Raw genomic sequence first — 9,840 nt, forward strand, 5'->3', positions numbered from 1 at the left:
GCTGCGTATATGCTTCGCGGAAATCCGCCAAGATGGCCCCATGACCGAGCAAGCTTCAGGAATCCGTCGCAAGTTGATCACGATCTTCTGCGCCGATGTGCAGGGCTACAGCGCGCTGGTCGAGCGCGATGAGGTTGGCACCGTCACACGGCTGAAGCAGTATCGCGAGGTCATGGTCGATCTGATCGGTCGTCATCATGGACGCCTGATCAACACCTGGGGCGATGGATTGGTGGCCGAGTTCGGCTCGCCGGTGGAGGCTGTCTTCTGCGCTGTGGAAACCCAGCGTCGCCTGGCCACGCGCAATGCCGAGGAACCGACCCTGCCGCCAATGTGGTTCCGCATCGGCATCAATCTCGGCGATGTCATGCTCGATGGCGATGATATCTACGGTGAAGGCGTGAATGTCGCGGCGCGACTGGAATCGCTCGCCGAACCGGGCGGCATCTGCATCTCGGGCACAGTGTTTGAACAGGTGCGCAAGAAGCTGGATATCGGTTTCGATTTTCTTGGCGACCGCGAGATCAAGAATATCGCGGAGCCAGTTGCGGCCTATCGTGTGCTGCTCGGACAGGGCAGCCCGGGTGTTGCGGTGACCCGCGCCAGTCTGCAAGCGCCAGCCGCCGATACGGACGTTGCGCTGGCGAAATGGCGGCGCCATGCCTGGCGCCTTGGCGTACTCACGGTTTTCCTGCTCATCATCAACCTGGCGACCAACCCCAGCCGTTTGTGGTTTTTCTGGCCAATGCTGGGCTTTGCGATGTTTCTGCTGCTGCGACTGCCGGCCGGCATCGACTGGCGGAAACTGTGGCCACCCCGCCGGGAGTGAGCAGCGCGCGGCACTTATGAAGAATTGGCTGGGGCGGGAGGGATCGAACCTCCGAATGGCGGTACCAAAAACCGCTGCCTTACCGCTTGGCTACGCCCCAGCAGGCACCCTTTGAAACGCAGGGCGCGGCGCGGGCGGACAATAGGCGGCGTGGCCGGAAATTTCCAGCCTTTACGCCCGGTCCGCCGGGGCGGATTTCAGGGCTTCTGGCTGACGATTTTCCAGCTGCCATCGGGCTGCTGGCAGGCGGTGCCGTAGCTGGGCTGGACCTGGCCCGCGACCACGGTCTGGGTCTGGAATTCGCGGCAATAGGGCTGGGCCACGGCTGTCGGCGCCGGGGTGACGACGACCGGCGCCGGTTGCACCACGACCACCGGCGGCGGGGCCGGTTCCACCACAACGACCGGCGGTGGTGGCGGCCGATGGCGGGGGCCGAAATGCGGGCCATGGGGTCCATAGGGCGGACCGCCACTGACAATAACCACGCTATCGGCCCGCGCCGGCAGCGCGGGGATGACGGGCAGGGCAAAGGCCAGCAGCACGAGAAGGGATAAGCGGGAGAGGCGAGACGGGTTCATACCGCATCTTACGGGCGGCAGGGCCAAGGCCTGCGGCCGGATGTGTAACGTTTGATGTCAGCTGCCGCCGATCAGCCAGCTGCCGTGGCGGCGACCCACCATTTCGGATAGGCGCGGCCCAGGTTGCGGGCGGCGAAGTCGGCCTCCTTCTTTTCGGTGAAGAGTCCGAAACAGGTCGCCCCCGAGCCGGAAAGGCGTGCCAGCAGGCAGCCGGCCTGGGCCTTGAGGGCCGCCAGTACCGGATCGATTTCCGGCGCCAGGAAGCGGGCCGGCGCTTCCAGATCGTTGCGGCGTGCGCGCAGCAGGATGGCGAGATCGGCGGCACTGTCAGGCCGTCGCTCGAAGGGCTGCGCCGGCCCGAACTGCCCGGCCAGTGCCGAGAACACATCCTTGGTGGCCAGGGTGACGCCGGGATTGACCAGCACCAGCCAGAAGGGCGGCAGCGGTGGCACGGCCGCGAGCTGTTCGCCGATCCCGCTCATCATGGTGGCGTGGCCGAGCAGGCAGACCGGGACATCGGCGCCCAGCTGCAAGGCGGCCTGTGCCAGCGCGGTGTCATCGATCTCGATCTGCCAGAGCGCGCGCAAGGCATGCAGCGTGGCAGCGGCATCGGCCGAACCGCCGCCGATCCCCGAAGCCACCGGCAGGGTCTTGGTCAGCGTGATCGCAGCGCCCTTCGGAGTCCTATTCATGGCCTGCAGCAGGTCGGCAGCGCGCAGCACCAGGTTTTCCCCGGTCAGCGCCGAGGCCTGCGGCCCTTCCACCGACAGTCTCACGGTCTCAGCCGGTGCGACGGTAATGCGGTCGCAGGCCACGGGATCCTGGGCAAAGACGACCAGGCTTTCCAGCTCATGATAGCCGGCCTGCGCCGCATGGGGCGGGCGCCTGCCGGTAACATGCAGGAACAGGTTGATCTTGGCCGGCGCGAGCCGGCTCAGGCCCGGCATCGTCATGCGGTTACTTGGCGGCGACCGGATCGAGGCCCTGGTCGATCTTGCGCTGTACCTGCAGGGCGAGATCCTGCTCGGGCTTCAGGCCGAGCGCGCGGCGCCACTGGAACTTGGCTTCTTCCTGGCGACCGACGCGCCAGTAGGCATCGCCCAGATGATCGGTGATCACCGGGTCGCCGCCTTTCAGCTCGACAGCGCGTTCAAGCTGGATCACCGCTTCGGGATAGCGGCCGAGGCGGTAGAGTGCCCAGCCCAGGCTGTCGACGATGGCGCCGTCATTGGGACGCAGCTGCACGGCCCGCTCGATCATGCGCGTGGCGCGCTCGATATTGCGGTGCATGTCGACCCAGGAATAGCCCAGGTAGTTCAGCACCAGCGGTTGATCGGGCTGCAGCTCCAGCGCCTTCAACATGTCGGCTTCGCCCTTGTCGAACTGCTTGGAGCGTTCATAGGCGACGCCACGGCCGAACAGGATGGTCCAGTGGCGCGGCTCCAGGCGCGGAATGCGTTCCAGCGCTGCAGTGTATTCACGCGTCGCCTCGGGCCACTTTTCCATCTGGCGATACATGTCGGCGAGGGTCAGCAGGGCACGCGGGCTGCCGGTATTGGCGCTGACCATCCGGCGCAGCACGCGCACCGCTTCATCGGTGCGGCCCAGTTCGTTGATGCACCAGGCCTGGCGCAGCTGCGCGCTTTCGCCATAAGCGGAGTTCGGCGAGACCTTGGCATACATCGCCAGCGCCTGGTCGAAGCGGCTGCGGCTTTCATAGATATCGCCCAGCAGCATGCGGGCATCGTCCAGGTCGGGGCGCAGGAACAGTGCCAGCTGCAGATGCAGTTCGGCCAGGTCGCCGCCGTCGCTGCGGCCGAGCGCCGAGGCGGAGGCGAACATCGCTTCGGCCAGGCCTTCGACGGCATTGCCGACCAGCGGTTCGGTGGGTTGGCTGCGCTTGGTATCGAGGCGGCGCAGAGCATGCAGCAGCACCGGATTGTCCGGGTTGAACACCATCTGCTCTTCCAGCAGGCGGCGGGCCTCAGCAGCGCGGTTCTGGCGTTCCAGGAAACGGGCCATGCCGTCGATCTGGCGCGTGCCGGCGCGTTCGCGGCCCTCGATCGCCTCGCGATAGGCAGCCTCGGTCGGTTCCGGCTGGTTCAGGACATCGAGCAGGATCGGCTTGAGATGGGCATAGACGCCGCTGAGCAGCGGGTGGCGTTCCAGCCGCTGCAGATTGGCCATCGCCTGGTCCGCATTGCCGTTACCGGCATGGGCAAAGGCGGCGAGCAGCGGATTGAAGGCGGCATGAATGCCGCCGGTCGGCCCTTCGGCCACCAAGCGCAGCACGGCATCGTAGTCGCGCGCCAGCATCAGGGCCGAGGCCTGGGTCATGCGTGGCAGGTATTCCGACGGATTGACCTGGCGCAGGGCCGGGGTCAGCGTCACGGCTTCGCCGACGCGGCCATCGGCGATCAGGGCGATGAAGGCGCCCTGGGCCAGCAGCGCGCTGTTCGGATCTTCCCGCAGCGCGCGCAGGTAATAGTTCGCTGCATTGGTGTTGTCGTTCATCTCGCGGGCATGGCGCGCGGCGAGGAAATTGCCGTATGGGCTGTCGAGACGATAGGCGCCCCGCGACGAAGACGTGCCGGACATCATGCTGCCCTGGCCGCCGCAGGCCGCCAGCGGCAACAGCGCCGCGGCAGCAAGCAGCAGGCTGCGCAAGGGGCGGGAGATGGAACGATCGCGGGAGGCTTTATCTGTCATCTGGCTCACATGTTGGGATAATTCGGACCGCCGCCCCCCTCAGGGACAGTCCAGTTGATATTCTGCGCCGGATCCTTGATGTCGCAGGTTTTGCAGTGGACGCAATTCTGGGCATTGATCTGGAAGCGCGGGTTGTTGCCCGCATCATCGCGCAGCACTTCATAGACACCGGCCGGGCAATAGCGCTGCGCCGGCTCGTCATAGATCGGCAGGTTTCTGGCAATGGGGATCGAGGGATCCTTCAGCTGCAGATGAATCGGCTGATCCTCTTCATGATTGGTGTTCGACAGGAACACCGAGGACAGCTTGTCGAAGCTGATCTTGCCATCAGGCTTGGGGTATGCAATCGGCTTGCAGTCCTTGGCCGGCTTCAAACTCTCGTGATCGGCTTTGGCGTGGCGCGTCGTCCATGGCACCAGGAAGTCCAGATGCAGGTCGTTCAGCCACATATGGATGCCGCCCAGCAGGGTGCCGATCCACATGCCGTATTTCATCGCCGGCTTGACGTTGCGCACTTTCCACAGGTCGGTGAACGACCATGAAGCCTTGAAGGCTTCGGGATAGGCGGTCAGCTCATCGCCGCCGGCGGCGCCATTCTTCAGCGCCTCGAAGGCGGCTTCGGCAGCCAGCATGCCGGACTTCATGGCATTGTGGCTGCCCTTGATGCGCGGCAGGTTGACGAAGCCGGCCGAGCAGCCGATCAGCGCGCCGCCCGGGAATGTGAGTTTCGGAATCGACTGCAGGCCGCCCTCGTTGATGGCGCGGGCGCCATAGGAGATGCGCTTGCCGCCCTCAAAGAATTCGCGGATGTCGGGATGCGTCTTGAAACGCTGGAATTCATCAAACGGCGAGAGATAGGGGTTTTCGTAGCTCAGGTGGATGACGAAACCCACCGCCACCTGGTTGTCTTCCAGATGGTACATGAAGCTGCCGCCGCCGGTGCTGTTGTCCAGCGGCCAGCCCTGGGTATGCATCACCAGGCCCGGCTTATGCTTGGCCGGATCGATCTGCCACAGTTCCTTGATGCCGATGCCGAATTTCTGCGGGTCGACGCCGTCGCGCAGGTTGAACTTGTGCATCAGGCTCTTGGCCAGCGAACCACGCACGCCCTCGCCGATCAGGGTGTATTTGCCGCGCAGCTCGACGCCGGGCGTGTAGCTCGACTTATGCTCGCCATCGCGGCCGATGCCCATGTCGCCGGTGGCAACGCCGACCACTTCGCCCTTGTCGCCATACAGCACTTCGGCCGCGGCAAAGCCGGGGAAGATCTCGACGCCCAGCTCTTCCGCCTGGCTGGCGAGCCAGCGGCAGACATTGCCCAGCGAGACGATGTAGTTGCCGTGATTGTTCATCAGCGGCGGCATGGCGATATTGGGGACCGGGATGTGATTCGCCTCGGTCAGGATCCAGAACCGGTCGTCGGTGACCGGTGTATTCAGCGGGGCGCCCCTGGCTTGCCAGTCCGGGATCAGCTCGTTCAGCGCGATCGGGTCGATCACCGCGCCCGACAGGATATGGGCGCCGACTTCGGAGCCTTTTTCAATCACGCACACTGAAATCTCGTGGTTTTGCGCCGCAGCCAGCTGCTTCAGGCGGATCGCGGCCGACAGGCCGGACGGGCCTGCGCCGACGATCACCACGTCGTATTCCATTGCTTCGCGTTCCGACACGGGACACCTCGGATATTGCTAACGTTTTTTTATTTGGGAACGTCAGGGCCGGTCAGCTTGACGCTCCATACCTGCTTACCAGACTATGGGGGGCAAGCCAACGGCGCCACCCCCTTACAGCATCGATGAACGCCACGGAAACCCCTGATTTTCCTCCCTCTCTGCTCGAGGTCGTGCTGTTTTACGCAGAGGCCGGGGTGGATGAGGCTATCGGCGACCAGCCGGTCGATCGCACCGTCGCGCCACCCCCAAAAGCGCAGCCGGCACAGATGCCGGCTCCTGCCGCAACGGCAACCGCCGCCCCCGCCGCGCTGGCCTCCCGTCAGGCCCAGCCGGCCGGCCCGGCCATCCTGTCGGCGCAGGCGGCGGAAACCGCTGCGACCACGGCGGCGCGGGCCTGCAACACGATTGCCGAGCTGGAAATCGCCATCAAAGCCTTCGATGGTTGCGCGCTGAAGGCCACGGCCACCAATACGGTGATCGCGCGCGGGAACCCGAAAGCACCATTGATGATCGTGGGTGAGGCGCCGGGGCGCGACGAGGATGCGCAAGGGCTGCCGTTTGTCGGCGAGAGCGGCCAGCTGCTCGACAAGATGCTCAAGGCCATCGGGCGCGACGAGAGCAACACCTATATTTCCAACCTGCTGTTCTGGCGTCCGCCGGGCAATCGCGATCCGTCGTCCGAAGAGATCGTGGCCTGTCGCCCCTTCATCGAACGCCTGATCGAGCTGGTGCAGCCCAGGGTGATCGTCTGCACCGGAAAATTCTCCACCGGCACATTGCTGGGGACGACGCAGGGCATCACGCGGGTGCGCGGCCGCTGGCATGAATACAAGCGCGGCGACCTTGCGGTGCCCGCCATGCCGATGCTGCATCCGGCCTATCTGCTGCGCCAGCCGGGGGTGAAGCGCGAGGCCTGGCGCGACATGCTGGAGCTTGCCGCCAAGCTGGGCGAGCTCGGCGTCTGATGCCGGGTGTCGTTCCGGGCATCTTCTATGGCTGGGTGGTGGTGGCCGCCGCATTTCTGGTCATGTTCACCGGCTTTGGTGCGGCCTACAGCTTTCCAGCCTTCTTCGAGCCTTTAAGCCGCGAGTTCGGTGCCTCGCGCGCCACGGTGTCGCTGGTATTTTCCGCCGCCGGCTTTCTCTATTTCACGCTCGGCGCCATCAGCGGCCGGCTGGCCGACCGCATCGGGCCGCGTCCGGTGGTTGGCTTCGGCCTCGCCTGCGTCGGCCTCGGCATGATCGCGGCGAGCTTTGCCGAAAGCCTCACGGCCATCGTGATCTTCTACGGCATCGGCATCGGCATTGGCGTCGGGTTTTCCTATGTGCCGGCGATTGGCACTGTGCAGCGCTGGTTCATGGCCAAGCGCGGACAGGCGTCAGGCTGGGCGGTGGCCGGCATCGGCATCGGCACCATGGCAGCGCCGCCCGTCGCCGCCCTCGCCATCGAGCAGCTGGGCTGGCGCGGCGCCTATGTCGCCTTTGGCATCGCCGCGCTGGTGCTGGGTGCGCTGGCCACCATGATGATGCGGGCTTCGCCGGCCAGCATGGGACTGCAGCCCGATGGCGCGGTCGCGCCGGCGGCAGCGGCATCCGCGCCACCGGCAGGCCTCGAACTTGGTGCCGTGCTGCGGCATCCGGTGTTCTGGCTGCTCTATGCCGCCTGCGCACTCAATTGCATCGGTACCTTCGTGCCTTTCGTGCATCTGGCGCCCTATGCCGGAGATATGGGGCTCAGTCGTAGCGAGGGTGTCTGGCTGGTCGGCCTGATTGGCGTCGGCAGCACGCTGGGTCGTTTCGTGCTTGGCGGCATTGCTGATCGCATCGGTCGTGGCCGCGGTCTCGGCCTGATGATGCTGCTGAGCGGCGTGGCGCTGGCCTATTGGAGCGTGGCGCAGGGCTTTGCCGCGCTGGCAATTTTCGCACTGGCCTTCGGCCTGTTCTATGGCGGCTTCGTTGCGCTGGTGCCGGCCTTCACCGCCGATCTGTTCGGCCTGCGTGCCATGTCGGCTGTGCTGGGGGTACTTTATACCTCGGTGGCTTTCGGTACCCTGCTGGGACCGACCCTTGCCGGCTGGGTATTCGACACCACGGGCAGCTACGCGTGGCCGATCCTGATCTGCGCACTGGGCTGCGTTGCGGCCGGGTTGTTGATTTTCCGCCTGCCGCACCATTTAAGTCTCTGAAAACACACACCGCCACCTTTGGTTGCGGCGACTTTACTTGTCCGTTAACCGCAACTGCGCTATCCCGGGCGACCAAATAAGCAGGCTTAAGAGGCGGGGAAGTATGCGTCTGGTGGGGGGCGTCGTTCTGGTTTGCGGCCTGATGCTGGCTGGCATCATGTCCGCCAGCGGGCCGGTGCGTGCGCAGCAGGCCGCAACGGATCTTCCGCTTGTGCTCGATACGGCCGAGGTCGAGCGTTATCAGCGCATCTTCGATTTCCAGGCCGATGCCGACTGGGCCAAGGCCGATCGTGAAATCACCCGCCTGAAGGATCGCCTGCTGATCGGTCATGTGCTGCAGCAGCGCTATACCCATCCCGGCTACAATGCTGCGTATCACGACCTGGTCGAGTGGATGGCGAAATATCGCGACCATGCCGGCGCGGACGAAATCTATCGCATGGCGCTGAAAAAGAAGGCGCGCAAGGACAAGGCACCAGTCGCGCCGCTGGGCACCGATCTCGGCGACTATGCCGGCGAGCAGCCGGGCCAGGTTGCCACCACGCGCCGAATCCCGCAGCCCAAGGATCGCGACCCCGCCCATCGCGCGGCCATCGTGCAGGCTGAAGCGCAGTTCAATGCCCTGCTCAAGCGCGAAAAGCTGGGAGAGGCCGAGGCCTTCATCAACAAGCCTGACCTGCGCAGCAAGCTGAGTGCCACGGAATACGACGACTGGCGCCGACGGCTCGCCTGGATCTCGCTGCTCGAAGGGCAGGACGAGCGTGCGCTGGCGCTTGCGGCTCCGTCGGCACAGCGCTCGCGGGCACGACTGTCGGAGCCCGACTGGGTTGCCGGCCTCGCTGCCTGGCGTCTGGGCCGGTATGACAATGCAGCCCATCATTTCGAGAACCTGGCGTTCTCGAAAACCGCGACCAGCTGGGAGAAATCGGCGGGTGCCTGGTGGGGCGCGCGCGTGATGCTGCGTCTGCGCCAGCCATCGGAAGCGATCCGTCTGCTGGAGATCGGCGCCAACCAGGAACGCACCTTCTATGGCCAGCTGGCGCTCGCCCAGCTTGGCGCCGACCAGCCGCTGCGCTGGGCGCCGCCGCCGCTTGATCCGGCCGATGCGCGCAAGCTGGCCGAGATGCCGGCAATCCGCCGCGCGCTGGCCTTGAGCGAGGTGGGCGAGGCGGTACGTGCCGACCGCGAAATCCTGCGCCTGTTCTCGCAGTCGTCGGATCAGCTGGCCGGTGCGCTGCTCGCGCTGGTCAGCCGCATGCAGGCCGCACCGGCCTCGTCGATGAAAATTTCGATCGCCTGGTACACGGTGAAGGGCGAAGGATACGACTCTGCGCTCTATCCCCTGCCACCCTGGGAGCCCGAAGGCGGCTTCAGCGTCGATCGCGCGCTGGTGTTTGCCTTCATGCGCCAGGAAAGCGCCTTCAATGCGCGCGCCATGAGTACGGCGGGGGCCACCGGCCTGATGCAGCTGATGCCGCGCACGGCGGGCGCTGTCGCCGGCGACAAGAGCCTGCACCACAAGACCGGCCGGCATAAGCTGTTCGCACCGGAATATAATATCGAGCTGGGCCAGCGCTATCTGCAGCATCTGCTCGATATGCAGATGATCAAGGGGAACCTGCTGTATCTGGCCGCCGCCTATAATGCCGGGCCGGGCAATCTGCAGAAGTGGCTGCGCGCCTCGCCCGACCAGAATGACCCGTATCTGTTCATCGAGACCATTCCGCTGGGCGAGACACGCAATTTCGTGCAGCGCGTGCTGACCAACTACTGGATCTACCGCACCCGTATCGGCCAGCCCGATACCTCGCTCAGCGCCACCATGACCGGCAGCTGGCCGGTCTATCGCGGCTTCGACCGCGGCGA

Annotated in this window: 8 protein-coding genes and 1 tRNA gene; 4 read left to right on the top strand and 5 right to left on the bottom strand. The window is 65.3% G+C overall.

Features of this window, described 5'->3' with window-relative positions:
• Positions 1-40 precede the first annotated feature (40 nt).
• Complete coding sequence (locus AAG799_RS20590; RefSeq protein WP_341898815.1) at positions 41-829, top strand: adenylate/guanylate cyclase domain-containing protein; 789 nt, start codon at positions 41-43, stop codon at positions 827-829.
• Between the two features lie 25 nt (positions 830-854).
• Here the strand turns inward: AAG799_RS20590 and AAG799_RS20595 are convergent.
• The 5 genes from AAG799_RS20595 to AAG799_RS20615 form a co-directional block, all read right to left on the bottom strand.
• Positions 855-929 (bottom strand) — tRNA-Gln (locus AAG799_RS20595).
• Positions 930-1,026: 97 nt separating this feature from the next.
• Positions 1,027-1,407 carry a hypothetical protein gene (locus AAG799_RS20600; protein ID WP_341898816.1) on the bottom strand — a complete coding sequence of 127 codons (381 nt, stop codon included), beginning with the start codon at positions 1,405-1,407 and terminating at the stop codon, positions 1,027-1,029.
• Positions 1,408-1,478: 71 nt separating this feature from the next.
• A complete protein-coding gene (locus tag AAG799_RS20605; protein ID WP_341898818.1) occupies positions 1,479-2,360 on the bottom strand; it encodes a 4-(cytidine 5'-diphospho)-2-C-methyl-D-erythritol kinase in 882 nt (293 codons plus the stop codon).
• A gap of 4 nt (positions 2,361-2,364) precedes the next feature.
• Complete coding sequence (locus tag AAG799_RS20610; protein ID WP_341898820.1) at positions 2,365-4,116, bottom strand: tetratricopeptide repeat protein; 1,752 nt, start codon at positions 4,114-4,116, stop codon at positions 2,365-2,367.
• Positions 4,117-4,121: 5 nt separating this feature from the next.
• Positions 4,122-5,768 (bottom strand): electron transfer flavoprotein-ubiquinone oxidoreductase, encoded by a 1,647-nt coding sequence (locus tag AAG799_RS20615; protein ID WP_341898826.1) that lies wholly within the window; start codon positions 5,766-5,768, stop codon positions 4,122-4,124.
• Between the two features lie 215 nt (positions 5,769-5,983).
• On the opposite strand from AAG799_RS20615, the gene AAG799_RS20620 reads away from it, so the two are divergent.
• From AAG799_RS20620 to AAG799_RS20630, 3 genes are all read left to right on the top strand, one after another.
• Complete coding sequence (locus tag AAG799_RS20620) at positions 5,984-6,754, top strand: uracil-DNA glycosylase (protein WP_341898821.1); 771 nt, start codon at positions 5,984-5,986, stop codon at positions 6,752-6,754.
• A complete protein-coding gene (locus AAG799_RS20625) occupies positions 6,754-7,974 on the top strand; it encodes an MFS transporter (protein ID WP_341898823.1) in 1,221 nt (406 codons plus the stop codon). Before AAG799_RS20620 ends, AAG799_RS20625 begins: the two co-directional genes overlap by 1 nt.
• Positions 7,975-8,077: 103 nt before the next feature.
• Positions 8,078-9,840, top strand: a 1,763-nt coding sequence (locus AAG799_RS20630) for a lytic transglycosylase domain-containing protein (RefSeq protein WP_341898825.1), incomplete at its 3' end; no start/stop codon positions are given.

Source organism: Ferrovibrio terrae, assembly GCF_943371255.1.
Taxonomy (GTDB): domain Bacteria; phylum Pseudomonadota; class Alphaproteobacteria; order Ferrovibrionales; family Ferrovibrionaceae; genus Ferrovibrio; species Ferrovibrio terrae_B.

Excerpts from the sequence above, each read along its gene's own strand:
- AAG799_RS20590 (WP_341898815.1), top strand. The coding sequence starts at position 41 with ATGACCGAGCAAGCTTCAGGAATCCGTCGCAAGTTGATCACGATCTTC.
- AAG799_RS20600 (WP_341898816.1), bottom strand. The coding sequence starts at position 1,407 with ATGAACCCGTCTCGCCTCTCCCGCTTATCCCTTCTCGTGCTGCTGGCC.
- AAG799_RS20605 (WP_341898818.1), bottom strand. The coding sequence starts at position 2,360 with ATGACGATGCCGGGCCTGAGCCGGCTCGCGCCGGCCAAGATCAACCTG.
- AAG799_RS20610 (WP_341898820.1), bottom strand. The coding sequence starts at position 4,116 with ATGACAGATAAAGCCTCCCGCGATCGTTCCATCTCCCGCCCCTTGCGC.
- AAG799_RS20615 (WP_341898826.1), bottom strand. The coding sequence starts at position 5,768 with ATGGAATACGACGTGGTGATCGTCGGCGCAGGCCCGTCCGGCCTGTCG.
- AAG799_RS20625 (WP_341898823.1), top strand. The coding sequence starts at position 6,754 with ATGCCGGGTGTCGTTCCGGGCATCTTCTATGGCTGGGTGGTGGTGGCC.